Below are 26,251 nucleotides of genomic sequence, written 5' to 3'. Positions count from 1 at the left end.
CTGGGCAATAGTCCCCAGGCGAGCGCCTTCAGTGCGGGTTTTGCAAAACGTCATTTTACCGGATTTCAGAGAGGAAATCTGAGAAATCACGCTCAGTAACAATAAAGCACTACAAAAGAGACAAGAATCCAGGCAATTCTATGATATCTGATTGAGGCAAACCCCATTTTTCCTCATAGTCGATTTTCGCCAAATACAAGCCATCCGGCATAAAAGTCGGCGCCGCAATACTTCTATCCTTGCTTTCCAATACTTCCGCCAACCATTCTGGTGCGCGACGCGCCATTCCCACAAACAATAAGGAGCCAACAATATTTCGAACCATGTGGTGCAAAAACGCACTCGCTTTGAGAGTAAATACAATGAGCTCTCCCTGCTGACGAATTTCAATCGAATACATGTGCTTAACCGGTGTCTTCGCCTGACAGCCTGATGCACGAAAAGCAGAAAAATCATGCTCCCCAAGGAGTTTTTCAGCAGCAATGCGCATTTGACTCACATCCAAAGGTCTAAACGCCCAGCCAGCACGCCCCGCCCAGATAGGCGATCGAATCTTGCTATTATACAAAACATAATGATAAGTTCTCGCTCTCGCACTGAATCTTGCATGGAAGTTATCCTGCGAATCCTCGTCGAGCTCCAACTCTTTAGCCCATTGAACTGCCACACTCGCAGGCAAGAAAGCATTCACACCATTCACCCACGAATACGAAGCACGCTCAAGTGGAGTATCAAAGTGGACCACCTGCTCAATCCCGTGCACCCCCGCATCAGTTCGGCCAGCACAAACAGTCGAAATTTCAGCTCCACAAAACTGAAAAAGGGCCCTCTCAAGCGCATCTTGCACAGTATTTCCCGAAGGTTGTGTTTGCCAACCCTGCCAACCACTCCCATCATATTGCACACCCAAAACGAGACGCTTCACAAGTAAATCCATTCATTCAAAAAACAAAAACGGGCGCCGATTACATGGCGCCCGCAGTATTGCAATCAATTACTTTCAGGCCATTTGCGCCAGCATGGTACCAGCTCTTTCTTTTTGCTCAGCAGTACCACCCTTCAACACCTCATCCAACAATTCACGCGCGCCTTCTTTATCACCAATTTCGTGATAAGCAACTGCGAGATCAAGCTTAGTCGCCATCTCAGCATTAACTGCCGGAGATTCGCTAACTACCGGGTCGGCAGCAACTTCAGCGACATGCGAGGCGTCCGAAGGCAAATCAAGGCTAATACCTGACAGGTCAAACTCAAATGCGGAAGAAGCCTCTGGCATCGCCTCATGTGCATCGTGATGATCATCTTCAAGCGGCAATTTCAGCTCTTCAGCAACAACAGGGATTTCCGATTCGAAGTGCGAATCAAAAGCAGGCACTTCGGATTTAGGTTCAGCAAAATCAAGCGCATGCAAATCCTCACCATCAGATGCCAAGTGTGCAGATTGGTGAACTGGCTGTTCTATCGCAGAATCAACAGGTTTACTTTCACCGAAATCAAAGTCAATAGAACCGAAATCTACCTCTGGAATTTGCTCAGAAACGCCCAGCGTAGAATCATGCGATGGTGATTCGGGTATTTGTGGAACTTCGACTTCACCAATTCCCAAATCAAAATCTAACCCAACATCATGACTTTCAGCAACGTGCTCACCCAACGCAACTGAAGCAGAATGTCCAGACTCTTTCGCTTCGCCGTGCGAGGCAGTATCGATAATACTTATTGCATCCAACATATCCCGAGACAATGAGTTACCCAACAATGCATCAGGATCAAGATCCTCAAGTGGCTGGGTTGGCGAACCGAGACCAGCTCCATACACCATTTCTGTCTTTGCTTTACCGCCAGCGTACAAAGGATTGCCGGGCTCAAGAACAATCCCCATAGAGGCAGCCTGAGCCCACTCATCGCCCTGACCACTTGTCATCCCGTACAACTCACCTGCGAGGCGCTCAAACAGCTTAGCGTCTTTGCGTGCAAAGTAAATCTCTAATAATTTCAAACGCACCGCATGACGATCAGGTTGTGTACGCAACGCTTCTTTCAGAATCTCTTCAGCCTGAGAATCACGACCATAGGCAATATAGACATCCGCCTCTGCGACAGGGTCAACTTCATTCGCATCAAGCTGACTGGCAGACGGTGCAAAATTGGAATTGAAAACGCTATTATTGGTATCCACACTTTGCCCACCAGTAGAGCCGAACATGGAGTTCGCCTTCATACTTGAGCCAGTCAGGATACTATCTTCAAACTGCTGAAGTTTTTTCTTACGACGATTCATCCAGACACCTGCACCGGCAAGCAACGCCAACAACACGCCACCGCCTGGCAACAACCAGTCAGACATGCTATCAAAGAAGCTTGGTTCCGGTGGCGGTGGCGGCGCAACCACATGACGCTTAGGCTTCACCGGAGTAACAGATGCGGCACTTGCAGAGGCATCAGCAGCACTCGCCACACTCTTTTCTTTCGGCTCAGATGCGGGTACTGCCGCAACTACAGCTGAGCTTGCAGGTGCACTCGCCGCCACATTTACCGCAGAGGATGCTGGAGCACCGACAGCTTTAGCTGCTGGTGCTGGCATTGATGCCGCAGCCGCACTAGCAACAACTTGCTTATCTTTACCCTTTGCATTCAATTCAGCTTCTTTTGCCGCCAAATCTTTATTCTTTACATCGAGAAGACGTTGCAAATCGCCGACATTTTTTTCCAACTCTTTCAAGCGATTGGCCGCTTCCTCAGTTGCCTTTTTCTTGGCGACCTTTTCTTCTTCAGAAACACCCTTACCGTTACCACCTTTTTCCGTTGGACTTGGGGCAGCTTTGGAAAGCTTTAATTTATCCGCTGATTCATTCGTTGCCGTTGGAAGTTCCTTAACCTTGGCAGTAATTGCACCACCTGCGCTCTGCTTTTCAGGCACCTGCTTAGCGGCAGGAGCATGCTCGACATAGTCAGCCAGATGATTACGGTAAGCATTGAAATCTGCCGCATGCGCAACCACGACAGAGTGTGCACCAGGATTACCACCAGCGGTTGATCGCACCGTTTCAGCATCAGGAACGCTGAGTATCTGACCAGCCTTAAGGCGATTCATGTTTTTACCGGCAAAGGCTTGTGGATTAGCCCTGTACAAACCAACTAACATTTGATCAAGTGAAACGCCATCTTGTTTATAAGAGGCTGCAATTTTACCGAGAGTATCACCAGGCTTGACCGCATATTCGTCAGACGGCGCTTTGTTTGACTGCGCAGGTTGAGACAGATTTTTTTTAGCAAAAACTTGTGAACTTGCACTAGCAGCAACAGACGATGACGGACGCGCCTCCGTTTGATTCGATGTGGAAAATTGTCCCTTATTTACAACAACATTTGGATTAGTTACCTGCGGCGACTGAGAATTTCTTAATTCAGCAGGATCTAATAGGAACGTATATTCACGCAACAATTTGCCATTAGACGAGGTAATTTCTAACAGCATGTCAACGAAAGGTTCATTGATCGGCTGGGCAGAAGAAACCTTAATAACGTAACCTGCACCCCTGGGCTCTATCGCAAAACGCAAAGAAAGTAATGCATTATTGAAATCGATATTCGCCTGACGAAATGCATCCGCAGAAGCCAACTTCGGCACCAGCGTGTCAATTTCATCCCTATTGGGAGACGTAAGCTCGATTTCCGCCCGTAAAGGCTGCCCCAAAGCTGACAGAACAGTTAGTCGTCCCATGCCAGTGGCATGGGCATTTGACATTAAAAGCAAAGTTGAGGTTACAGCAACACTCAAGGCTTTGTGTCCCAGAGAAATCACAGATGTTCTTTTTTGTTTATGCATTTTGTCTGACATATTGGGAATTTTGCGAACAAAGTTCGCTGGGATAGTCTATTCATATTGCCGAATGAAGCATTATATTATTTCACGATAGCATTACAAACTAAGCGCTGCAAGCTTAACCCGATTTAACAACAGGGTAAATACATTCAGACATTTAGAGGCCTTCAAGCAACCAGAAATGTTGTTGCCATTTAACAATTCTGAGACATTATTACTCATTCAACAAAAATAAGGACGAAAAAAAGGGAGGTAAACCTCCCTTTATTCAATTTAACTAGCCAGTGAAGGACGACTTTTCAGAAATTAGCAATTAGTCGATCAAAATACGCAACATGCGACGTAAAGGCTCCGCAGCCCCCCACAAAAGCTGATCACCTACCGTGAATGCCCCAACATATTCTGGGCCCATGGCCAACTTACGAATACGACCAACCGGAATATTCATGGTTCCGGTAACAGCAACCGGCGTCAGATCACGGATACTCGCTTCACGAGTATTAGGAACAACCTTCACCCATTCATTGTCCGCAGTAATCATTGCCTCAATGTCATCGACCGGGACATTTTTTTTCAATTTAAATGTCAATGCCTGGCTATGGCAGCGCATTGCGCCAATACGAATACAGAAACCATCCACTGGAATTGCTTCAGTACCGTAACTAACGCCTTGCCCAAGAATCTTGTTAGTCTCAGCCATACCCTTCCACTCTTCCTTGGACATGCCATCACCAAGGTCCTTATCGATCCATGGTATCAACGAACCTCCGAGTGGCACGCCAAAATTAGCCGTTTCAGATTCAGAGAATGAACGTTGTTTCGCAATCACCTTACGATCGATTTCCAGAATGGCACTCTTAGGGTCATCCAGCAAATGCCTTACCTCTGCATTTAACGTGCCATATTGCGTCAACAACTCGCGCATGTGTTGTGCCCCACCGCCAGAAGCTGCTTGGTAGGTCTGAGTACTCATCCATTCAACCAGGCCAGCTTTATATAAAGCACCGACACCCATCAACATACAGCTCACCGTACAATTGCCGCCGATCCAGTTTTTTTGCCCTTTTACCAAAGCGTCTTTGATTACTGGCAAGTTAACCGGATCCAACACGATCACTGCATCATCATTCATACGCAAACTGGAGGCTGCATCAATCCAATGGCCGTTCCAGCCCGCAGCCCGTAATTTAGGAAATACGTCATTGGTGTAATCACCGCCCTGGCAGGTAATAATAATGTCGCACTTCTTCAAAGCTTCAATATCATTTGCGTCTTGCAGCGTCTTTTCATTTTTTGCCATCGCAGGTGCCACACCACCCGTATTCGATGTGGAAAAGAATACTGGTTCAATATGAGCAAAATCGTTTTCTTCTTGCATGCGCTGCATCAGAACCGATCCGACCATTCCACGCCAACCTACCAAACCTACCAGCTTCATCATATTTCCCTTAAAGTTTCCCTCTAATTACGCAGGACCACCCTGCCCATCAACAATCACTCAACTTGCCAATGCACGCACCACAGCCGCACCCATTTCAGACGTTCCAACTTTTGTCGTACCTGCAACATAGATATCCGGCGTGCGCAAACCTTGCGTCAATACTTTCTTCACCGCCGCCTCGACACGATACGCCTGCTCCAGCTTACCAAGAGAGAAACGCAACATCATCGCCGCAGACAAAATAGTTGCAAGAGGATTAGCAATACCCTTGCCTGCAATATCCGGTGCCGAGCCATGCGAAGGCTCATACAAACCTTTATTGTTCGAATCCAAAGATGCAGAAGGCAACATACCGATAGAGCCAGTCAGACTGGCTGCCGCATCAGACAAAATATCACCAAACAAATTACCAGTCACGACAACGTCAAATTTCTTCGGAGCACGCACTAATTGCATCGCCGCGTTATCGATATACATGTGATCCAAAGCGACATCTGGGTATTCTTTGTGAACATCAATCATGATGTCTTTCCAGAATTGCGAAGTTTCCAGGACATTGGCTTTATCAACGCTGGTCAAACGCTTATCGCGCTTTTGTGCAGCCTGAAATGCTACATGCGCAATCCTACGCACCTCACCCTCTGCATAGCGCATGGTATCAAAACCTTCTCGCTGCCCCTTAAAAGGACCATCGGGGCACTCACGAACACCACGTGGCTGACCGAAATAAACATCCCCAGTCAATTCGCGAATAATCAACAAATCGAGGCCAGAAACGATTTCCGGTTTCAAAGTCGACGCCTCAGCTAGTTCTGGATACAAAATTGCAGGACGGAAATTTGCGAACAAATTCAGATGTTTGCGCAAACCCAAAATCGCCTGCTCAGGGCGCAAAGCGCGCTCAAGGCTATCGTATTTCCAATCGCCAACTGAACCAAATAGGATCGCGTCTGCCTCTTTCGCCAACTTAAGTGTTGCATCGGGCAAAGGATGCCCCGAGGCCTCGTAACCAGCGCCACCGACTGGCGCAGTCTCCATTTCAAAAGTTTCACCCAGAGCATTGAGAACCTGAACCGCCTGCTCAACGATCTCCGGACCAATGCCATCACCAGGCAGAATTGCTATTTTCATTTTATTATTTCCTCAACCCTGCTCTAAATCGTATTTGCCAACCAAGGCTGTGCCGCGATATGACGTTCTTCAAATGCGCGGATTTTGTCAGATTGACGCAGTGTCAAGCCAATTTCATCCAGACCATTGAGTAGGCAATATTTACGGAATTCATCGATTTGAAATGGGTAACTCACTCCGGCATTTGTCATCACTAATTGCTTTTCCAGATCAATGGTCAGTCGATAACCAGGGAAGGCTTTGACTTCGTTAAAAATATGCTCAACTTGCACTTCGCTTAACACGATAGGCAGCAAGCCGTTTTTAAAGCAATTATTAAAGAAAATATCGGCAAAGCTTGGGGCAATCACGACTCTGAAACCATACTGATCAAGCGCCCATGGCGCATGCTCACGCGACGAACCACAGCCAAAATTCTTACGGGTCAGCAGAATTGACGCACCTTGAAAGCGCGCCTGATTCAGAACAAAATCCGGATTTAATGGCCGCTTGCTGTTATCCATACCTGGCTCACCATGATCCAGATAACGCCATTCATCAAACAGATTCGGGCCAAAGCCAGTTCGCTGTATCGACTTCAGAAACTGCTTAGGAATGATCGCATCTGTATCGACGTTTGCCCTATCCATAGGCGCAACCAAGCCACTATGTAAATTGAATTTTTCCATGGCTAGATTTATTTTTTACCGACACTCTCAACGGCTTCACCCGCTTTTTGCACATCTTTACCCAAACCTTGCACGGTATTGCAAGCGCTCAGAATAGTGACACAAGCAACACAAGACATGATTGCGAAGATTTTTTTCATTACTTTTTCCTTTAGCAAAAATTATGCGAGTGTTCGCACATCAACAAAATGACCATAAATACCCGCGGCGGCAGCCATTGCAGGAGAAACCAAGTGAGTACGACCACCCTGCCCTTGTCGCCCTTCAAAATTACGATTGGAAGTAGATGCACAACGCTCACCAGGTTCCAATCGATCAGCATTCATTGCCAGACACATAGAGCAACCCGGTTCGCGCCACTCAAAACCGGCATCGCGGAATATTTTATCCAGACCTTCTCGCTCAGCCTGCTCTTTCACCAGACCAGAGCCTGGTACAACTAAAGCGAGCTTCACATTAGAGGCGCGGAATTTACCACGCACAACAGTAGCAGCGGCACGCAAATCTTCGATGCGAGAATTTGTACACGAGCCAATAAAAACCTTATCGATACGAATATCTGAAATTGCGGTGTTCGGCGTCAATGCCATATACACCAGCGCTTTTTCTATCGCATCGCGTTTAACTGCATCTTTTTCGAGATCCGGATCTGGCACTCGGCTATCAACCGCCACCACCATTTCAGGCGATGTTCCCCACGTTACTTGCGGCTTAATCTCAGCAGCATTCAAAGTAACAACCATATCAAATCGCGCTCCCGCATCTGAATGCAGCGTGCGCCAGTACTCAACAGCCCTATCCCAATGCGGACCCACCGGTGAAAATGGACGACCTTTGACGTAATCGAGAGTAGTCTGATCAACGGCAATCATCCCTGCTCGGGCACCCGCTTCGATCGCCATATTACAGACCGTCATGCGACCTTCCATCGACAGACTACGAATAGTGGAACCGGCAAACTCAATCGCATAACCTGTACCGCCAGCCGTGCCAATTTTACCAATCACCGCAAGCACCACATCCTTTGCAGTGACACCAGCAGGCAAAGCACCGTCCACCTGTACGAGCATAGATTTGGATTTCTTTGCAATCAGGGTCTGGGTCGCCAGCACATGCTCAACCTCTGACGTACCAATGCCATGCGCAAGACAGGCAAACGCGCCATGCGTGGAAGTATGAGAGTCACCACAAACCACCGTCATACCCGGCAAAGTGGCACCTTGCTCAGGCCCAATAACATGCACGATACCTTGACGCTTATCGTTCATACCGAAATAAGTCAGGCTAAATTCTTTGGCATTACCGTCCAGGGTCTCTACCTGCAGACGCGAGGTAGGATCATCTATACCATTTGCACGGTTAGTGGTAGGCACATTGTGGTCAGCCACCATCAGGTTAGCGGAGTCGCGCCATGGCTTACGACCTGCAATTTTCAAACCTTCAAACGCTTGCGGACTAGTAACTTCATGTAGCAAATGACGATCGATATATAGTATCGCAGTGCCGTCATTCTCAGAGTGAACTACATGTGATTCCCACAATTTATCATAAAGCGTTTTAAGCATAATCTAAAGCCTGAAAAGAGATACTAACGAGTGTAAAACAGATGGGCGGAACTGCGTGAACACCTGAGAATTCACAGAAAAAAATCGTTTTTGATTATGCCACAATTGTGCGACGCAAAACCAAGCTGAATCGCAAAAAACGAATTTGATTATTCAATACAAAAATCAGCTTTACTGAATATCACCAAATTTTCACGGGCTTTCTTCAAGCCATAATTGAAATAACCAACAATTATTTTGGCTATATAGATCACACGGATTAAATAAAGGTGGCTTAATTAAACATTCTCGAATCCGTTACCGCCACTAGTATTTTTTTAGAAACACGCTTCCGATCATCATCCATAAACCGATAACTAAGATACTCCCTCACGGACGCGACCAGCGTCAATAAGGGAGAACCGCATTCAAGAAGACCCGATTATTTGACGAAGGAAAATTGCGACTTAGGAACATCAGCACATTGCGCACGATGGCGTAAAGCATGATCCATCAACACCAGCGCCAGCATCGCCTCAGCAATTGGCGTTGCCCGTATGCCAACACAGGGATCATGTCGACCAAAGGTCTCGACAACCGCAGGATTACCTTCTTTGTCGATAGAATTTTTGGGTGTTCGTATTGATGAAGTAGGCTTAATCGCCATAGAAACAATGATATCCTGTCCAGTAGAAATACCACCAAGAATACCCCCAGCCTTGTTAGTCACGAAGCCATTCGGCGTCAACTCATCACCATGTTCAGAACCACGCTGCGCGACAGAAGCAAAACCTGCGCCAATTTCCACGCCTTTGACGGCATTAATGCCCATCATCGCATACGCAATTTCCGCATCTAACTTATCGTAAATCGGCTCACCCAACCCCACTGGCACATTGGTCGCAACGACATCAATTCGAGCACCGATGGAATCGCCATCTTTACGCAACTCATCCATATACGTTTCTAGCCGCTCAATCAAACTAGCATCCGAAGTAGGCGCAAAAAATGGATTCCCAGCAGCAAATTGCCAATCCTCAAAAGGAATGACAATTTCGCCCAGTTGCGACATCCCGCCTTTAAACTCGGTACCAAATTTCTCCTTCAACCATTTTTTTGCAATTGCTGCAGCACCCACTACTGGCGCTGTCAGACGTGCCGAAGAACGACCGCCACCACGAGGGTCGCGAATGCCATATTTATTCCAGTAGGTAAAATCCGCATGACCAGGACGAAAGGTCTCGGTAATATTGCCATAGTCCTTGCTACGCTGATCCTGATTGCGAATGAGCAAAGCGATCGGAGTGCCGGTGGTTTTACCTTGATAAACGCCCGATAAAATCTCCACGGTGTCAGGCTCCTGCCTTTGCGTTACATGCCGCGAAGTACCTGGACGGCGACGATCAAGTTCAGGCTGAATATCCGCCTCTGACAAGTCCATGCCCGGAGGACATCCATCAATTACACAACCAATCGCCGGCCCGTGCGACTCACCAAAAGTTGTAACAGTAAAAAGCGTACCAAAAGTGTTGCCTGACATAATATTTTGCATTCAAGATTAAAAACGGAATTTAAATCATTTTAACAGCCTTATTGCCAACACTCTATGCACAAACCAACAAAGCAATGAGACAATGGGGATAGATGTGACATAAAAATAAATGTGCTGTAGAGTATTCTCAAGCGCAAATAGTGTTTTATTATTGCCAAAGAAGAATACATGAGGCTTGGCTGCCGTCACTTTTAGTGTCATAGTTCAACCGGAAACAATTAAATAGGTCTTGCACAGAATATATGCCAAGCATGGAGCAGCATTTCAGATGACTTCAACGATTCACTCTTCCGAAGACGATCTGGTTTTTCTAGACGAACCAGAACATGATGAGTTTTCGGCAGCGTCCAAGGCTGATTCTAGTTGGCGCGTCATGATCATCGATGATGATCCGGATGTCCACTCGGCGACCACTTTTGCCCTCGGCAGTCTTGAAATCCAACATAGACCACTGAGTTTTCTTCATGCTTACTCCGCCGCGGAGGCACGTAGCATTCTGGAAACCGAAAACGACATTGCAATTATTTTGCTTGACGTTGTAATGGAGCAAGAAGATGCCGGGTTGCAACTGGTTAATTACATCAGAAAGACATTAGAGCTGGCTGATGTTCGCATTATCCTCAGAACTGGCCAGCCAGGTTATGCCCCGGAAATTGATGCGATCCGCGATTACGATATCAACGATTACAAAACCAAATCCGAACTAACCCGCACCAAGCTTTATACAGCCGTCACGTCCGCCATTCGCTCTTACGAGCAGATTTGCTCTATTAGTGCCAGCAGACGCGGACTAGAAACGATTATCAACGCCAGTACTGAACTCATGGCATTGCACGGATTGCAAAACTTTGCATCTGGCGTCTTAACTCAAATCAACGGTTTACTGGGTTTAACAGCAGAGGGTTTTGTCTGCGCAAAACAAAATACACTCGGCAGAGATATCGAGGTTGACGAATTACGTATTATCGCGACCACTCCGCAATTTTCCGACCTGCTAAATCAACCAATTGCAGCGGTACCCGATACAAAAACTCTCGACATCGTCACCCGATCACTCAACGAACGCAAAAGCTTGTATGAGGCGGACATTTCTGCGCTCTACTTCAACAACGTCGCAAAAAAAGACTTTACCTTATATCTGGATACGGGATTACATCTCAATGATATGGATAAACGTCTGCTAGATGTGTTTTGCAGCAATGTCTCAGTTGGTCTGGATAACGTCGTACTGAACTCTCGCTTACACAATTATGCGTTCTACGATCTGCTGACTGGATTGTCAAATCGTCTGAAGCTCCTACAAACTCTCAATGAGACATTGGTATCGGAACTCAAAACGCGAAGCGCCCTCTCCTTAATCGATATTGACCATTTTGCCGAAACCAATGATGCCTTAGGTCATCAGTTCGGGGATTTGTTACTTTCCGCAGTAGCAAAGAGATTACTTAAAGCATTTGGCAATACGTGTCAAATCGCGCGCGTTGGTAGCGATACCTTTGCACTACTGGGCGATCAGCATCAAGTTTGCCCCGAAAATATATTGGCGCTTTTCAACACGCCTTTTGAAGTCGACCTTCAGGACGTCCAACTCACCGCTACCATAGGTTTGATAAAACTTGACGATTATGATGGTGACGCATCTGAAGCACTGAAAGATACCAATATTGCACTAAAACGGGCAAAGACCCATCAACGTGGCGGCTACGAATATTTCACCCGCAACATGGGCGTAGAAATTCGTGAACGCGTGCTACTCATGCATGCTTTGCGTGCCGCATTTGAACACGAACGCTTATTCCTGGTTTATCAACCACAAATCGACATGACCACCGGCAAGGTACTAGGGGCAGAGGCTTTGTTGCGCTGGAAAACTGATGACGGAAAATTTGTCCCTCCAGACCAATTTATTCCGATTGCAGAATACTCGGGCCTGATCGTTGATATTGGTGAATGGGTATTACGCAGTGCCTGCCATGAGCTGGTTCATTTACGAAGCCTCGGCTATGTCGATTTCCAAATGGCCATCAACGTATCACAGGCGCAATTCTCCCACCCATTGTTCATGCAAACACTGCACAAGGCACTTGAAGAAACGAAGGCTCCTCCTAAATTTGTAGAGCTCGAAATTACTGAGTCGATGGCAATGAAAGACCCCGATCTCTTGATCAAGACCTTGCATCAGATCAAGCAATTGGGCGTTAGCATTTCTATTGATGATTTCGGTACTGGTTTTTCATCTTTAAGTCACTTGCAAAAACTCGATGTCGACAAATTAAAAATCGATCGCGCATTCGTCAATGACATCCAGCTTGATACAAACGAAGGCAGCATTGCCAAGATGATTGTTCAGCTTGGACAAAATCTTGGCCTGTCGATCATTGCAGAAGGTGTGGAAAATCAGATGCAAGCAGACACCCTGATCAGCTTCGGCTGCCATCTCGCGCAGGGCTACTTCTATGCAAAACCGCTCACCAGAACTGATCTTCATGCATGGTTGAAGCAAAAAGAAAACATCTGAACTTCTTTTGAAGCTTGAGCGGATAGGCGGTACGCATCAGTCGTGCCGCCTATTTTTCATTCTACTCCCGAGATTTTGCCGACTATCGCATACCGATAGCGAATTCAAGCCTGATTATTTACAGTAACAACATCTGGCAAATGAATTCAATAATATTTTTGAAACAACGGTGCTCACAACTAGCAATAAGTTATGCGCACCAAGAGAAACGAGGCGAAAAGATATGACCCCATCTACCATGCAATCGATCAAAGAAGCTATCAAAGAAATACGCCTTTGGCTGAGTATTAGTTTTGATAAAACAGCAGCATGGGTAACTAAGCTCTCTTGGTGGAAGTTCTTTCTTTTTGCCATCATCACCATGACCGCGGGTGCCATTCTCCAGGATATGCTTTTCACATCCAAAGAAAGCATTGTTATCACTAACAACAAGCACGATCAGAAGCAAAAACGCAATCCACAATCGCTGGACGATGACACGAACATAGAAATTGATGATACCGGTATACATATTCGAAAAAACAATGGCGATGGCAAAGCAAAACAAATCGAAATTGACAGCAACGGTGCAAAAGTACGTGTGGACCCACCTCCCCCCCCGACGCCAGCAACACCACCAGAATCAGCATCAGCATCAGCATCAGCATCAGCATCAAATGAAACAACAACAGAGCCAAATAAAATACACACCTCAGGAGATGATATCCACATCAAGCTACCTCCTGAAGTCGCGAAAGAAATTGGTGACGAAATTAACAATGCCGTTGCCGACGCAGCTGATGAAGAAGTACGTAGCTACAAAAAAACCTCTTCCAAATGGTTTGTAAACTTCGTCCTCCTTGCAATTTTTGGCCTGTTTGGCATGAAAGTACTGATGGGTGGAAAAGTCCGCGCCGAAGAAAAGGCCAAAGCTGCTGGCCTTGCAGCAGAAAGAGAATCACTGCTGCGTCAGGTAAGCGAAGCACAGATGCAAATGATGCAGGCCCAGGTAGAACCACATTTCTTGTTTAACACTCTGGCGTCAGTTGAGCATCTGATTGAAACGGATCCACCGCGTGCGGCAGCAATGCAACGCAGCCTGATCAGCTATCTCCGCGCCGTTTTACCCCAGATGCGTGAAAATGCTACGACCACGAATCTCGGCCGCGAGGCTGATATGATCAAGTCTTATCTCGATTTACTCAAAATGCGTATGGAAGAGAGGCTCAATGTCGATTTCAACATGCCAGAAGGATTGCGTAGCGCCTCGTTCCCACCGATGATGTTGCAATCTCTGGTGGAAAATGCGATTAAGCATGGCTTAGAATGCAAAGAAGATGGCGGCACCATACAATTCCGCGCCGAAGTTGCTCATAACAAATTACGCGTCAGCGTCAGCGACAATGGTTTAGGCTTTGGCGCTATGCCTAGCAACGGTACCGGTCTTGGTTTACAAAATATTCGCGAACGGCTGAAGCTTATTTACAAAGAAAAAGGCCAAATGATTATTACCCCTAATCAACCAAGCGGAGTTTGCGTTACTATAGAAATCCCTTACGAATTAGCCAATTAAAAACTATGCCAACCGCAATTCTCGCTGATGATGAAAGACTAATGCGTGACCAACTTAAGTCACGCCTGGAACAGGTGTGGCCAGAACTGGAAATACTAGAAGAAGCAAAAAATGGTGAAGAAGCTATCCAGCTCGTTGAAAAGCACCAACCGGACCTGGTCTTTCTGGATATACGTATGCCCGTAAAAACCGGCTTAGAGGCAGCGAAAGAAATTGGCAATAAAGCACATATCGTTTTCATCACTGCCTATGACCAATATGCGATAGAAGCATTTGATCACGGTGCAGTTGATTATGTACTCAAACCTGCCGATGTTGATCGACTCAGCAAAACTGTTGATCGCCTCAAATCGCGCCTAAATAGTCATACGCAGCCAAACGACATGAGCGCTATGTTGAGCCAGTTAGCGAAACAAATGGGAATCGCCAGCAAACCAAATTATCTGCAATGGATACAAGCATCGATTGGACAAGAGTTACGCTTAATCCCTGTCGAAGAAATTCTCTTTTTCCAATCAGATGAAAAGTACACCAGGGTGCAAACGGCGAGCTATGAGGCACTGATCCGCAAACCAGTGCGGGACCTATCAGAAGAACTTGATCCCGCTTTATTTTGGCAAATTCATCGCTCTACCTTAGTTAACGCCAAAGCTATTTCAGGCGTGGTACGCGACTTACGCGGACGGCATTTGGTGCAGATCAAAGGCTCAACCGAAAAGCTCGAGGTATCGAGAAGCTTTGTCCACCTATTTAAACAAATGTAAGCACTCAACATCGATATAAAAAACCGCGCAGACAAAACGTCGTACGCGGTTTTTATTTTTGCCAGCTCAGGTAAAAATCAAAGTACGTGATGCCCTATCCACCAAGCGACTGCAGCAACGAAAGCGGATGCAGGAATCGTCAATATCCACGCCCACACAATATTACCCGCGACGCCCCAGCGCACGGCAGACATTTTTTGCGCCGACCCCACACCAACAATAGCGCCAGTAATGGTATGCGTAGTCGAAACCGGAATACCCATTGCAGTAGCGATAAATAAAGTAATAGCGCCACCGGTTTCAGCACAAAACCCCCCTACTGGCTTCAACTTAGTAATTTTTTGTCCCATTGTCTGCACAATGCGCCAACCACCAAACAAGGTACCCAAGCCAATCGCGCCATAACAAAGCGCAATCACCCAGACGGGAATTCCGTCATTTGGTGCCAAATGGCCGCTAGCAATGAGTAACATCCAGATAATGCCAATGGTTTTTTGCGCATCATTGCCACCGTGGCCGAGGCTATACATGGATGCTGACAACAATTGCAAACGTCTAAACCACTTATCAACCTTCATCGGCGTGGAACGCACAAACAACCATGAAACAATCAACATCATGAGCGAGCCAAGCACAAAGCCAAGCAATGGCGAAACCACGATGAAGACAATGGTTTTTACCAGACCTGAAGCAACCAGACTTCCGGTACCGGATTTGGCCACCGCTGCACCTACCAAACCACCAATTAAAGCATGCGAAGAAGACGAAGGAATGCCAAAGTACCAGGTCACGAGGTTCCAGAACACGGCGCCGGTCAAAGCCCCAAATATCACGTATTGATCAACAATCGCAGGATCAATCGTCCCCTTACCTACGGTTGCGGCTACAGTTAAAGGAAAAAACAAGACGGCAATCACGTTGAAGAATGAAGCCATCGCGACGGCCGTTTGTGGTTTTAAAACACCGGTAGATACGACGGTAGCGATCGCATTAGCCGCGTCATGAAAACCATTAATGAAGTCAAACAAGATTGCCAGCGCAATCAAAAAAACAAGAACTTGTATGCTGATCTGGAAGGTTTGCATGGAGAAAATCAACTCTATTTTACTTACCCTCATGGGAGGATAAAATTTTTTTCAACAACATCGCACCGGGATCGATAATAGTACGACCCCAGCACATCGATACCACTATCAGGCATTCTCAACAATAATGCCTTCAATAATATTGGCCACATCTTCGCAACGATCCGTCACTGTTTCCAGAATTTCGTAGATTGCTTTTAATTTAATCAAATTGCGCACATCTGGCTCATCACGGAACAGTTTTGACATCGCTGCACGCATAACGTGATCAGCATCAGATTCAATGCGATCAATTTCCTCGCAGATAGTCAGAATTTCGCGCGAATTACTCATGTTTGGCAGCAATGCCACTGCCGCTTTCACTTTTTCAGCACAAGCCAGGCATAGTTCTGCCAAACGTTTCGCCTCAGGAGTGATTTCACGTATGTCATACAAAGATATCGTCTGCGCAGCATCCTCAAGCAGATCCAAAATATCGTCCATCCGGGTGATCAACTTATGAATATCATCTCTGTCGATTGGCGTGATAAATGTCTTATGCAGCAATTCTATTGTATTGAACGTGACCGTATCTGCTTGCTTTTCAATCGTTTCTATTGCATGAACACGACTTTCGAGATCATCAAAATTGGTCATCAAAGCAAGCATTTCCTTCGCCCCTTTAACACACAATTCACCGTGCTGATTGAAGAGTTCAAAGAATTTACCTTCGGTAGGCATCAAGCGTCCAAACATTTTTTTCTCACTGAAAATAGAAACTAATAGGGTTACAACTTGCACACGTTAAAAATACATATGCACTTAAAATTTTCCGCTGCAAATAACTCAGCGACTTCAGATCAGCATTACTCACTGTCTCCGTAGACAGACAATGAACCAACATAATTATCAAACTTGGTGTATTCGCCAAGGAAGGTCAGGCGCACACTACCAATCGGACCATTACGCTGTTTACCAATAATAATTTCTGCGGTACCTTTATCCGGCGAATCGGGGTTATAAACCTGATCGCGGTAAATAAACATAATCACGTCAGCATCCTGCTCAATAGCGCCAGATTCACGCAAATCCGACATCACCGGGCGTTTATTTGGGCGTTGCTCCAATGAACGATTCAACTGGGAGAGCGCGATTACCGGGCAGTGCAATTCTTTTGCCAGACCTTTTAAGTTTCGGGAAATTTCCGAAATTTCAGTCGCGCGGTTTTCACCAGCAACGTTGGCGGACATCAACTGCAAATAATCGACAATAATCAAACCCAACTTACCGCACTGACGCGCTAAACGACGTGAACGGGCACGCAACTCAATCGAACTCAACGCTGGCGTTTCATCGATATATAGCTGCGCATCGTTCATTTTTTGGATCGCATGAGTCAGACGTGGCCAATCTTCATCGCTTAATTTACCAACACGCAAACGACTCTGATCCAAACGACCTACGGAACCCAGCATACGCATCGCCAATTGGGCACCACCCATCTCCATGGAGAACACAGCAACAGGCAAACCGCTATCAATTGCCACGTTTTCACCAATATTGAGCGAGAACGCCGTTTTACCCATCGAGGGACGACCAGCAACAATAATCAAATCACCAGGCTGCAAACCCGAGGTCATTTTATCCAGATCTACGAAACCGGTCGGCACACCAGTAATATCATTTTGATTATCACGGTTATACAACTCATCAATACGCTCAACGACTTGCGTCAGTAAAGGCTGAATTGCCTGAAAACCTTGTGCGCCGCGGGACCCTTCTTCGGCAATAGCAAAGATTTTGGACTCTGCCTCGTCAAGCATTTGCTTCACTTCTTTACCCTGAGGGTTAAACGCATTGCCAGCGATTTCGTCTGAGACAGTAATCAATTTACGTAACACACCACGATCCCTCACAATCTCCGCATAACGGCGAATGTTGGCGGCAGATGGCGTGTTTTGTGCAAGGGCATTCAGGTAACTTAAGCCACCAACATCATCCGCTTTACCGGCGCTATTAAGGGCCTCAAAAACAGTAATGACGTCAGCAGGCTTGGAGCCATTGATAAGCTTAACCATGCATTGAAAGATAATGCGATGATCATAGCGATAGAAATCATCCTCACCAATAAAGTCAGCAATACGATCCCAGGCGGCATTATCTAGCAAGAGGCCACCAAGAACAGATTGCTCTGCTTCAATGGAATGTGGAGGGACGCGAATAGCGTCAATTTGTGGATCAGAAGCGGCTTTCATGGCGCGCATTATACCTGCTAAATCGAGTTACTATTAGATACAAATGACGAGAATAACGAGATGTTTTTTTCAAACAACATCATAAAAATCATATAAATTATTTTTAACACTCATAAAAAAAGCCGGGAAAACCCGGCTTTTTTAAAGTAAGCATTGAACTCGCTATTAAGCGTGCTCGCCGATCACTGAAACAGTAACGTTGACTACCACGTCTGTGTGCAGAGCAACAGAAACGGAGTGATCGCCTGCAGTCTTCAACGGACCTTGTGGCAAACGTACTTGTGCTTTTTCTACAGTAACGCCATGCTTTGCCAACGCTTCAGCGATGTCAAAGTTAGTAACGGAACCAAACAAACGACCATCAACACCAGATTTTTGCGTGATTTGGACGGTAGAACCTTCCAATTTTTCGCCTTGAGCTTGTGCTGCTGCCAATTTAGCTGCCGCTGCTTTTTCCAATTCAGCGCGTTTCGCTTCGAACTCAGCGATTGCTGTTGCAGTTGCACGGCGAGCCATACGTTGTGGGATCAAGAAGTTACGAGCGTAACCGTCTTTCACTTTAACTACATCACCAAGGTTGCCGAGATTAACGACTTTATCCATCAGAATAACTTGCATATTTTTCTCCTAGTACTTGTCGTCAATTACGCGTTATGCAGATCTGTGTAAGCCAACAACGCTAAATAACGTGCGCGCTTGATCGCTGTATCAACTTGACGTTGGTACTTAGCTTTAGTACCTGTCAAACGTGCTGGCATAATTTTGCCGTTTTCTTGCACGAAATCTTTCAATGTGTCGATGTCTTTGTAATCAACTTGTTCTACACCTGCTGCTGTGAAGCGGCAGAATTTTTTGCGTTTGAACAAAGGATTTTGTTGCTGACGCTTTTGCTTCAATTTGCTTTTATCAAATTTTTTACCGAATGCCATTTTAGGCTCCTAATCTAGTAAATTCGTCCCGATTTCATTAATGTGAAACACGAGACTTTTGCTGTTGCGATTTTTACGTGCTAAAAATCCAGCGAACACCATTTCAACATCGAGAGGCAAATCATCAAATTCTTTTGAAATATTTCCAGCTGCCTGGGCATTTATTTCAAATTCTACTTTTCGATCAATATTTGCTTCTGTTTGCTGCGAACCATGTATCAGCACTGCTGCTGCAATAGGTACCCCTGCTGGCGTATATCGCAAGGCTGATTTCTCAACAATGCGCGCCACGAGTTTTAATTGGTTCACTTTCTTTTTATACGACCTTCTTCAAATCAAAAATTAAGCAGCTGGTGCTTCAACGCGCTGTGCTTTAGCTGCGTCTTCTTTTTGAACAGCTTTCATCATTGGAGATGGTGCTGTTTCAGCTTTTTTCATTTTGACTGTCAGGTGACGCAGAACGGCATCATTGAATTTGAATGCTGTTTCCAGCTCAAGCAATGTTTCTGCATCGCACTCGATGTTCATGCAAACATAGTGTGCTTTAGCCAATTTTTGAATCATGTAAGCCAATTGACGACGGCCCCAATCTTCAACGCGGTGAACTTGACCACCACGTGCAACAACGCTAGCTTTGTAACGTTCGATCATCGCAGGAACTTGCTCGCTTTGATCGGGATGTACGATAAATACGATTTCATAATGACGCATATATTCTCCTTGTGGACAATAAAATAGCCTGCCTCGGCGTCAAGACGAGTGCAGGAAGAGGAAAGCCGACGATAATAACTCACTTTTTTGATTTATTCAATTATTTCAAGCACATAGATTGTAAAAGCACATAAAACATGGCTTTTTTAGAATATATGCAACATTTCACGGTCACTGTACGCACTGAAAATAAAACTAAACACAATAAGAAGCGCCGCAACACCGTTGAAGAATTTTTGCTTAAATCCCAATTAAATCAAAAATTCCCTTGCACATATTGCTCCACTGTATAAAAATACAGACTGTCTATACATACAGCGCTATTACGGCGCGGCACATCCCATGCTAAAGCTCACCGCCCGCCAGGAGCAGATCCTGAACCTCATCAAGGACGCCATCCAGAACACCGGCTTCCCTCCGACCCGCGCCGAAATTGCGACTGAGCTAGGATTTCGCTCCACCAATGCAGCTGAAGAACATTTGCAAGCACTCGCCAGAAAAGGCGTGATAGAAATCGCCGCCGGCACCTCGCGCGGGATACGCCTGTTAGAGTCGGAATTATCGAACCACATCACAGGTCCATCCTTCAATCTACCGCACCCTGCAAGCATACAGTTTAGCTTGCCACTCGTAGGGCGTGTAGCCGCGGGCTCACCAATTTTGGCGAGCGAACACATAGAAGCAAGCTACCAGGTAGACCCAGCTTTATTCTCAGCTAAACCAGATTTTTTACTCAAGGTACGCGGCATGTCTATGCGCGATGCTGGCATTCTGGATGGCGATCTGCTAGCAGTCAAAAAAGCCGATAGCGCCCGTAATGGCCAAATTATCGTCGCGAGACTGGGTGATGATGTCACCGTTAAACGCTACAGAAAAACCGGCAACCAAATCGAGTTAATCCCGGAAAATCCCGATTATTCCACCATTAAAATCAGTGATCAGGAAGCAGATTTTTCATTGGAAGGCCTAGCTGTGGGTTTGATGCGGAACTGGGTTTAAGCCACAAAAAAATACGCCGAGTCAAATCGGAAGTATCCGTACGGAAATTTTTCGACACATTAAAATTAGACGTACGGTATTCCACGGCATTTACTAAGTTCAATACCGATCACCACCAGATTGACACACCGCCCCATCCAATTCACCCAAACAGCATTGCGGCACGTACTACACCTACTCAACAAACTGACTAACTTCGGAAGCTAAATTGACAATAATTTTTTATGTTGACCGACTTAGTTGCACCCGTTGCTGACGTTGACGAACCTGAATAGATTAAGGTGTTGATTCTCAGTGAATATTGACGAGCCGACGCCAACAGGTTTGAAAACTCTAGTTAATCGTAGGGCTCCCAGAGAGGTGATTGAAGAATTCACCACCGTCTGGAGTACAAAATGAACGAAAAATCCAGTCTCCCACCCTGTTATCCACCACATGAATAAACGGAAGCGGGGCTTTTGACGCGGATGTGAGAATACGCACTTCCACTTTACCCTCACTCAAGAGTCTAAATATGATGTCTTGAATTTCATTAATAACATTAGAATCTTGAAGAAGATACTTTTCTATGTGCGTATCTTCCTTGATCGGCATGTCAGCTTCAACCTTCTTAAGAAGCGAGTCATAGTATGAACCAGCGTTTGGATATTTTTCGACTTGCGATTTAATATGCTGAATTAATATTTGCGGAGAAATAATAATAACGTACTGAGACCAAATGTGATAAAAAAACGGCCCATCCACATGTCGGCCGAGCAAAATCTTGTGTATTACCCTGTTTGCACCAGGTTGCGAAGAGCAACCAATGTTCGGAGGCGTCTCATTTTTTTCGGACGAAGCTTCCTGGTAAATTTCGTTAGCTTTACCATAAGCTGCGCTTGACAAGAGCATAACAAAAAGAAGAGCGTGTTTTACATTCATGATTTCTTTGGCTGATATAACTTCACCTGCTGGCACCGCTTGTTGTTGGTCGTCATTTATAGCTTATATAATAACTTAATTACTCGGCAGCGCACCCATAGTTGACGCTCAATGTTCGCATACGGTCCGACATCTAACTCATCAATACTGAAAATCTGATAAATGTGTGCAACTCGAAAACACAACATCGCCGGATTTAAGCTAATGCACATCACCTTACAGCAAGCTGCTGATTAGTTGGGATAGCCCTATAAGTTCGAAACACCCAATGTATCTCAGGTGCAGTTTTTCCAATAGTCACAGCTACAGAAACAAATCCTGAAAATAAAAACGCCCGAAATATATTCAGGCGCTTTTAGACTTCACAAAGATATTCGTGGTTATTTAATGCTTCACAACCGTTAAATCTTTAGTTGCATCAACCGCCGGAGCAGCCGCCACTTCTGCTTCAGTTTCCGGCAGTGGTTCAGGTTGGCGCTCGAGAGCGATTTCGAGCACTTTATCGATCCAACGCACTGGCACGATCTCCAGCTTGTTTTTGACGTTATCAGGTATTTCTGCCAGATCTTTTGCATTCTCTTCTGGGATCAATACCGTTTTGATGCCGCCGCGATGTGCTGCCAGCAACTTTTCTTTGAGACCACCAATTGGCAATACTTCGCCACGCAAGGTAATCTCACCCGTCATTGCCACATCTGCGCGAACTGGAATGCCCGTAAACACGGACACCAATGCAGTGGTCATCGCAATACCAGCCGATGGTCCATCTTTTGGCGTTGCCCCTTCAGGGACGTGAATGTGGATATCACTTTTCTCGAAAACATCTGCCTTGATACCTAGTCGTTTAGCACGACTACGAACCACAGTACGAGCTGCCTCGATCGATTCCTTCATTACGTCACCCAAAGTACCGGTACGTATCACGCCACCTTTACCTGGCATTGCTACAGCTTCAATCGTCAACAGATCGCCACCCACTTCAGTCCAGGCCAGACCAACCACTTGCCCGATTTGATTTTCTTTGACTGCCACACCAAAATCGTAACGACGAACACCGAGGTATTTGTCCAGATTTTTTGAAGTGATTGTGGCTTTTTTCTCATTTTTCTTGAGCAAAAGCATTTTCACGACTTTGCGGCAAATTTTGGAAATCTCACGCTCAAGCGAGCGTACACCTGCTTCACGGGTGTAGTAGCGAATGATGTCGCGAATCGCACTTTCTGCAATGCTAATTTCAGCTTCTTGCAGACCATTATTTTTAATTTGTTTTTGCAACAAATAACGTTGTGCGATGCTGGTTTTTTCGTCTTCTGTATAACCGGACAAACGTATCACTTCCATACGATCCAGCAATGCCGCAGGGATATTGTAGGAATTCGACGTCGCCACGAACATCACGTCAGACAAATCGAAATCCACTTCAATGTAGTGATCCGAGAACGTGTGATTTTGCTCAGGATCCAAAACTTCCAGCAAAGCAGAAGAAGGATCACCGCGGAAATCGGCACCCATTTTATCAACTTCATCAAGCAAGAATAAGGGGTTGCGCACACCTACCTTGGCCAGACTTTGCAAAATTTTGCCTGGCATAGAGCCGATATAAGTACGACGATGACCGCGAATCTCAGCTTCATCACGTACGCCGCCGAGTGCCATACGAACGAACTTGCGATTCGTTGCGCGCGCAATCGACTGACCCAGCGAAGTTTTACCCACACCAGGAGGACCAACCAGACACAAGATTGGCGCTTTCAGCTTATCAACACGTTGTTGAACTGCAAGATATTCCAGAATGCGTTCTTTGACCTTATCCAGTCCATAATGCTCGTCTTCAAGCACTTTTTCGGCGTTCGCGAGGTCGTTATTGACCTTGGATTTTTTCTTCCAAGGCAAACCGACAATGGTATCGATATAGTTGCGTACGACCGTTGCTTCGGCAGACATCGGCGACATCATTTTCAGCTTTTTAAGCTCGTTTAAAGCCTTATCACGTGCTTCTTTAGGCATTTTGGCGGCAATGATCTTTTTCTCAAGCTCATCGATGTCAGCGCCCTCTTCGCCTTCGCCCAATTCTTTCTGAATCGCTTTAACTTGCTCGTTCAGATAGTATTCGCGCTGCGATTTTTCCATCTGGCGTTTAACACGCCCACGGATACGCTTTTCGACCTGCAGAATATCCAGTTCACCTTCAAGTTGACCAAGTAAGTGCTCAAGGCGTTTGGCAACACTGAAGATTTCCAGAATGACTTGCTTTTGCTCCAACTTGAGCGGCAAGTGGGCTGCGATCGTGTCAGCAAGACGTCCGGCATCATCAATACCTGACAACGATGCCAGGATTTCTGGTGGGATTTTTTTGTTTAACTTAACGTATTGATCAAACTGCTGAACAATGGCACGACGCATTGCTTCAACTTCGGAATCATCTTCCTCAACCGCAGCAACAGGAGTCAAATCAGCAGTGAAATGTGAGTCGGAGTCATGAATTTTATGGATACGTGCACGCTGCGCACCTTCCACTAAAACTTTTACCGTACCATCTGGCAATTTCAACATTTGCAAAATATTGGCAACACAGCCTATTTCGTAAATGTCATCAGCCGATGGTTCATCTTTTGCCGCTGCTTTTTGCGCAGCAAGCATAATACTTTTACCTTGATCCATCGCTGCTTCCAAAGCTTTAATTGACTTTGGACGTCCGACAAACAGCGGAATAACCATATGGGGGAATACAACCACATCACGCAACGGCAGCAGAGGCAGTTGGATTTGCTCGGGATTCAGAGTAGTCGTCATGGCGCACCTTTCGTAAATACTAGTTGTTAATGTTGGCGCACAAGGCTAAAACACAAGCCCATCTTTTGGAAAAACAATAAAAAAAGCCACGCAGAGGGGATCTCCGGGTAGCTTTGCGATTGAAGCTATTATTTATTTGAGTTTATTCTACTGCGATTCAAATTAAATCGCACAATAACCATAAAAAAAAGGGGAATATTCCCCTTTTTTTAACAAACTTAGGTGATCTGAACCAACAATTACGCGCCGGATACCTTTGGCTTATCTTGATAGATCAGCAATGGTTTGGCGCCATTTGAAATAGTACCTTCGTCGATGACGACCTTTTCAACGTTTTGATGGCTAGGCAAATCGTACATGACGTCCAACAAGGCATGCTCAAGAATAGAACGCAAACCGCGCGCGCCAGTCTTACGTGCAATCGCCTTCTTAGCAATCGCCTGCAACGCCGCCGGGCGAATTTCCAATTCAGTACCTTCCATCTCAAGCAATTTGGCATATTGCTTAATCAGGGCATTTTTTGGCTCGACCAAAATCTGGATCAATGCTGCCTCGTCCAATTCGTTCAAAGTGGCAATCACTGGCAAACGGCCAACCAATTCGGGGATCAGACCAAACTTAATCAAATCTTGCGGTTCTGCATCTTGCATGACTTGACTTGCACTTTTCTCCGTCTGGCTCTTCACACTTGCAGAGAAGCCTATACTACTACGCTCAGAGCGATCAGAAATGATCTTCGCCAAGCCATCAAACGCGCCACCACAGATAAACATGATGTTGGTGGTATCAATCTGAATAAAATCTTGATTTGGGTGCTTACGGCCACCTTGTGGCGGCACAGACGCCATCGTACCTTCAACCAATTTCAGCAGGGCTTGCTGCACGCCCTCACCTGAAACGTCACGAGTAATTGATGGATTGTCAGATTTACGTGAAATTTTATCAATTTCATCAATATAAACAATACCCTTTTGGGCACGCTCAACTTCATAATTGCAGTTTTGCAGCAATTTCTGAATGATGTTTTCTACGTCCTCACCCACATAACCAGCTTCAGTCAGCGTGGTTGCATCGGCGATCACAAACGGTACGTTCAGCATCCTGGCCAGAGTTTGCGCCAGCAAGGTTTTACCTGAACCAGTAGGACCTACCAGCAAGATATTACTTTTAGCCAATTCCACGTCGTCTTTTTTACCCAAATGCTTAAGGCGCTTGTAGTGGTTATACACGGCGACGGCAAGAATACGCTTCGCATTGACCTGACCGATAACATATTGATCCAGCAAATCGGTAATTTCTTGCGGCGTTGGCAATTCAGTTTTGGCACTGGCAATATTATCAATTTCAGACACTTCATCGCGAATGATGTCGTTACATAAGTCTATGCACTCATCGCAAATAAAGACTGAAGGCCCTGCAATCAGCTTTTTAACCTCATGTTGACTCTTGCCACAAAAGGAGCAATAGAGCAGCTTTTCACCACTGGAGGATTTTTTATCGGGCATATAAACACGCTAGGGCAAAGTTAGGTATTCCGCAACCTCGGTTTGGATACTACTGCGGAAGCGTGGATGATTACCTTA

The 26,251-nt window shown here is 45.8% G+C and carries 22 protein-coding genes; 4 read left to right on the top strand and 18 right to left on the bottom strand.

Translation table 11 applies throughout. The annotated features are described in order from the left end of the window. Positions 1-109 precede the first annotated feature (109 nt). The 8 genes from truA to aroC all read right to left on the bottom strand — a co-directional run bounded on the left by truA (position 110) and on the right by aroC (position 10,150). On the bottom strand, positions 110-937 hold the full coding sequence (gene truA / locus ACO0KY_RS08820) for a tRNA pseudouridine(38-40) synthase TruA (protein WP_423045346.1): 828 nt from the start codon (positions 935-937) through the stop codon (positions 110-112). A gap of 63 nt (positions 938-1,000) precedes the next feature. Beyond that, positions 1,001-3,829, bottom strand: coding sequence for a FimV/HubP family polar landmark protein (locus tag ACO0KY_RS08815; protein WP_423045344.1), 2,829 nt, complete (start codon positions 3,827-3,829; stop codon positions 1,001-1,003). Positions 3,830-4,139: 310 nt separating this feature from the next. Next, the gene (gene asd, locus ACO0KY_RS08810; protein WP_423045342.1) at positions 4,140-5,267 is read right to left on the bottom strand and encodes an aspartate-semialdehyde dehydrogenase; all 1,128 of its coding nucleotides are present in this window, start codon (positions 5,265-5,267) and stop codon (positions 4,140-4,142) included. Between the two features lie 57 nt (positions 5,268-5,324). Further along, positions 5,325-6,398, bottom strand: coding sequence for a 3-isopropylmalate dehydrogenase (leuB, locus tag ACO0KY_RS08805; protein WP_423045340.1), 1,074 nt, complete (start codon positions 6,396-6,398; stop codon positions 5,325-5,327). Positions 6,399-6,421: 23 nt separating this feature from the next. Continuing rightward, the gene (gene leuD / locus ACO0KY_RS08800) at positions 6,422-7,066 is read right to left on the bottom strand and encodes a 3-isopropylmalate dehydratase small subunit (protein WP_423045338.1); all 645 of its coding nucleotides are present in this window, start codon (positions 7,064-7,066) and stop codon (positions 6,422-6,424) included. 8 nt (positions 7,067-7,074) lie between these two features. Then, positions 7,075-7,206, bottom strand: coding sequence for an entericidin A/B family lipoprotein (locus tag ACO0KY_RS08795; RefSeq protein ID WP_186910584.1), 132 nt, complete (start codon positions 7,204-7,206; stop codon positions 7,075-7,077). Between the two features lie 21 nt (positions 7,207-7,227). Continuing rightward, on the bottom strand, positions 7,228-8,631 hold the full coding sequence (leuC, locus tag ACO0KY_RS08790; protein ID WP_423045335.1) for a 3-isopropylmalate dehydratase large subunit: 1,404 nt from the start codon (positions 8,629-8,631) through the stop codon (positions 7,228-7,230). Between the two features lie 421 nt (positions 8,632-9,052). Next, on the bottom strand, positions 9,053-10,150 hold the full coding sequence (gene aroC / locus ACO0KY_RS08785; RefSeq protein WP_423045333.1) for a chorismate synthase: 1,098 nt from the start codon (positions 10,148-10,150) through the stop codon (positions 9,053-9,055). Between the two features lie 280 nt (positions 10,151-10,430). Between aroC and ACO0KY_RS08780 the strand changes: the two genes are divergently transcribed. From ACO0KY_RS08780 to ACO0KY_RS08770, 3 genes are all read left to right on the top strand, one after another. Then, on the top strand, positions 10,431-12,680 hold the full coding sequence (locus tag ACO0KY_RS08780; RefSeq protein WP_423045331.1) for a bifunctional diguanylate cyclase/phosphodiesterase: 2,250 nt from the start codon (positions 10,431-10,433) through the stop codon (positions 12,678-12,680). 223 nt (positions 12,681-12,903) lie between these two features. Beyond that, positions 12,904-14,232, top strand: a complete 1,329-nt coding sequence (locus ACO0KY_RS08775) for a sensor histidine kinase (protein ID WP_423045329.1) — start codon at positions 12,904-12,906, stop codon at positions 14,230-14,232. A 5-nt stretch (positions 14,233-14,237) separates the two neighbouring features. After that, entirely contained in the window at positions 14,238-14,996 is a 759-nt protein-coding gene (locus ACO0KY_RS08770; protein ID WP_423045327.1) for a LytR/AlgR family response regulator transcription factor, read from the top strand. Between the two features lie 77 nt (positions 14,997-15,073). Here the strand turns inward: ACO0KY_RS08770 and ACO0KY_RS08765 are convergent, their stop codons facing one another. The 7 genes from ACO0KY_RS08765 to rpsF all read right to left on the bottom strand — a co-directional run bounded on the left by ACO0KY_RS08765 (position 15,074) and on the right by rpsF (position 19,955). Further along, complete coding sequence (locus ACO0KY_RS08765; RefSeq protein ID WP_423045646.1) at positions 15,074-16,081, bottom strand: inorganic phosphate transporter; 1,008 nt, start codon at positions 16,079-16,081, stop codon at positions 15,074-15,076. A gap of 108 nt (positions 16,082-16,189) precedes the next feature. Next, a complete protein-coding gene (locus ACO0KY_RS08760) occupies positions 16,190-16,816 on the bottom strand; it encodes a DUF47 domain-containing protein (RefSeq protein ID WP_186910577.1) in 627 nt (208 codons plus the stop codon). Positions 16,817-16,926: 110 nt separating this feature from the next. Beyond that, complete coding sequence (locus tag ACO0KY_RS08755; RefSeq protein ID WP_186910871.1) at positions 16,927-18,315, bottom strand: replicative DNA helicase; 1,389 nt, start codon at positions 18,313-18,315, stop codon at positions 16,927-16,929. A gap of 165 nt (positions 18,316-18,480) precedes the next feature. After that, on the bottom strand, positions 18,481-18,933 hold the full coding sequence (rplI, locus tag ACO0KY_RS08750; protein WP_186910576.1) for a 50S ribosomal protein L9: 453 nt from the start codon (positions 18,931-18,933) through the stop codon (positions 18,481-18,483). A 26-nt stretch (positions 18,934-18,959) separates the two neighbouring features. Further along, a complete protein-coding gene (rpsR, locus tag ACO0KY_RS08745; protein WP_186910575.1) occupies positions 18,960-19,244 on the bottom strand; it encodes a 30S ribosomal protein S18 in 285 nt (94 codons plus the stop codon). Positions 19,245-19,253: 9 nt separating this feature from the next. Continuing rightward, complete coding sequence (gene priB, locus ACO0KY_RS08740; RefSeq protein WP_423045324.1) at positions 19,254-19,553, bottom strand: primosomal replication protein N; 300 nt, start codon at positions 19,551-19,553, stop codon at positions 19,254-19,256. Between the two features lie 33 nt (positions 19,554-19,586). Next, entirely contained in the window at positions 19,587-19,955 is a 369-nt protein-coding gene (gene rpsF, locus ACO0KY_RS08735) for a 30S ribosomal protein S6 (protein ID WP_186883681.1), read from the bottom strand. A 342-nt stretch (positions 19,956-20,297) separates the two neighbouring features. On the opposite strand from rpsF, the gene lexA reads away from it, so the two are divergent. Next, positions 20,298-20,954, top strand: coding sequence for a transcriptional repressor LexA (gene lexA, locus ACO0KY_RS08730; RefSeq protein WP_423045322.1), 657 nt, complete (start codon positions 20,298-20,300; stop codon positions 20,952-20,954). A 333-nt stretch (positions 20,955-21,287) separates the two neighbouring features. Here lexA and ACO0KY_RS08725 read toward each other — a convergent pair whose 3' ends face one another. The 3 genes from ACO0KY_RS08725 to clpX all read right to left on the bottom strand — a co-directional run bounded on the left by ACO0KY_RS08725 (position 21,288) and on the right by clpX (position 26,173). Beyond that, positions 21,288-21,911 (bottom strand): hypothetical protein, encoded by a 624-nt coding sequence (locus ACO0KY_RS08725; RefSeq protein WP_423045320.1) that lies wholly within the window; start codon positions 21,909-21,911, stop codon positions 21,288-21,290. A 348-nt stretch (positions 21,912-22,259) separates the two neighbouring features. Further along, complete coding sequence (gene lon / locus ACO0KY_RS08720) at positions 22,260-24,668, bottom strand: endopeptidase La (protein ID WP_422992587.1); 2,409 nt, start codon at positions 24,666-24,668, stop codon at positions 22,260-22,262. A gap of 239 nt (positions 24,669-24,907) precedes the next feature. Beyond that, the gene (gene clpX / locus ACO0KY_RS08715; protein ID WP_186910569.1) at positions 24,908-26,173 is read right to left on the bottom strand and encodes an ATP-dependent Clp protease ATP-binding subunit ClpX; all 1,266 of its coding nucleotides are present in this window, start codon (positions 26,171-26,173) and stop codon (positions 24,908-24,910) included. Positions 26,174-26,251: the final 78 nt, after the last annotated feature.

Origin of the sequence: Undibacterium sp. Dicai25W, assembly GCF_049340505.1 — a bacterium.
In the GTDB taxonomy this organism is placed as follows: domain Bacteria; phylum Pseudomonadota; class Gammaproteobacteria; order Burkholderiales; family Burkholderiaceae_D; genus Undibacterium; species Undibacterium jejuense.
Note: the sequence above shows the minus strand (reverse complement) of the source record. Positions and strands in the feature narration are given on the sequence as shown.

Excerpts from the sequence above, each read along its gene's own strand:
- truA (WP_423045346.1), bottom strand. The coding sequence starts at position 937 with ATGGATTTACTTGTGAAGCGTCTCGTTTTGGGTGTGCAATATGATGGG.
- ACO0KY_RS08815 (WP_423045344.1), bottom strand. The coding sequence starts at position 3,829 with ATGCATAAACAAAAAAGAACATCTGTGATTTCTCTGGGACACAAAGCC.
- asd (WP_423045342.1), bottom strand. The coding sequence starts at position 5,267 with ATGATGAAGCTGGTAGGTTTGGTAGGTTGGCGTGGAATGGTCGGATCG.
- leuB (WP_423045340.1), bottom strand. The coding sequence starts at position 6,398 with ATGAAAATAGCAATTCTGCCTGGTGATGGCATTGGTCCGGAGATCGTT.
- leuD (WP_423045338.1), bottom strand. The coding sequence starts at position 7,066 with ATGGAAAAATTCAATTTACATAGTGGCTTGGTTGCGCCTATGGATAGG.
- ACO0KY_RS08795 (WP_186910584.1), bottom strand. The coding sequence starts at position 7,206 with ATGAAAAAAATCTTCGCAATCATGTCTTGTGTTGCTTGTGTCACTATT.
- leuC (WP_423045335.1), bottom strand. The coding sequence starts at position 8,631 with ATGCTTAAAACGCTTTATGATAAATTGTGGGAATCACATGTAGTTCAC.
- aroC (WP_423045333.1), bottom strand. The coding sequence starts at position 10,150 with ATGTCAGGCAACACTTTTGGTACGCTTTTTACTGTTACAACTTTTGGT.
- ACO0KY_RS08780 (WP_423045331.1), top strand. The coding sequence starts at position 10,431 with ATGACTTCAACGATTCACTCTTCCGAAGACGATCTGGTTTTTCTAGAC.
- ACO0KY_RS08775 (WP_423045329.1), top strand. The coding sequence starts at position 12,904 with ATGACCCCATCTACCATGCAATCGATCAAAGAAGCTATCAAAGAAATA.
- ACO0KY_RS08770 (WP_423045327.1), top strand. The coding sequence starts at position 14,238 with ATGCCAACCGCAATTCTCGCTGATGATGAAAGACTAATGCGTGACCAA.
- ACO0KY_RS08765 (WP_423045646.1), bottom strand. The coding sequence starts at position 16,081 with ATGCAAACCTTCCAGATCAGCATACAAGTTCTTGTTTTTTTGATTGCG.
- ACO0KY_RS08760 (WP_186910577.1), bottom strand. The coding sequence starts at position 16,816 with ATGTTTGGACGCTTGATGCCTACCGAAGGTAAATTCTTTGAACTCTTC.
- ACO0KY_RS08755 (WP_186910871.1), bottom strand. The coding sequence starts at position 18,315 with ATGAAAGCCGCTTCTGATCCACAAATTGACGCTATTCGCGTCCCTCCA.
- rplI (WP_186910576.1), bottom strand. The coding sequence starts at position 18,933 with ATGCAAGTTATTCTGATGGATAAAGTCGTTAATCTCGGCAACCTTGGT.
- rpsR (WP_186910575.1), bottom strand. The coding sequence starts at position 19,244 with ATGGCATTCGGTAAAAAATTTGATAAAAGCAAATTGAAGCAAAAGCGT.
- rpsF (WP_186883681.1), bottom strand. The coding sequence starts at position 19,955 with ATGCGTCATTATGAAATCGTATTTATCGTACATCCCGATCAAAGCGAG.
- lexA (WP_423045322.1), top strand. The coding sequence starts at position 20,298 with ATGCTAAAGCTCACCGCCCGCCAGGAGCAGATCCTGAACCTCATCAAG.
- lon (WP_422992587.1), bottom strand. The coding sequence starts at position 24,668 with ATGACGACTACTCTGAATCCCGAGCAAATCCAACTGCCTCTGCTGCCG.
- clpX (WP_186910569.1), bottom strand. The coding sequence starts at position 26,173 with ATGCCCGATAAAAAATCCTCCAGTGGTGAAAAGCTGCTCTATTGCTCC.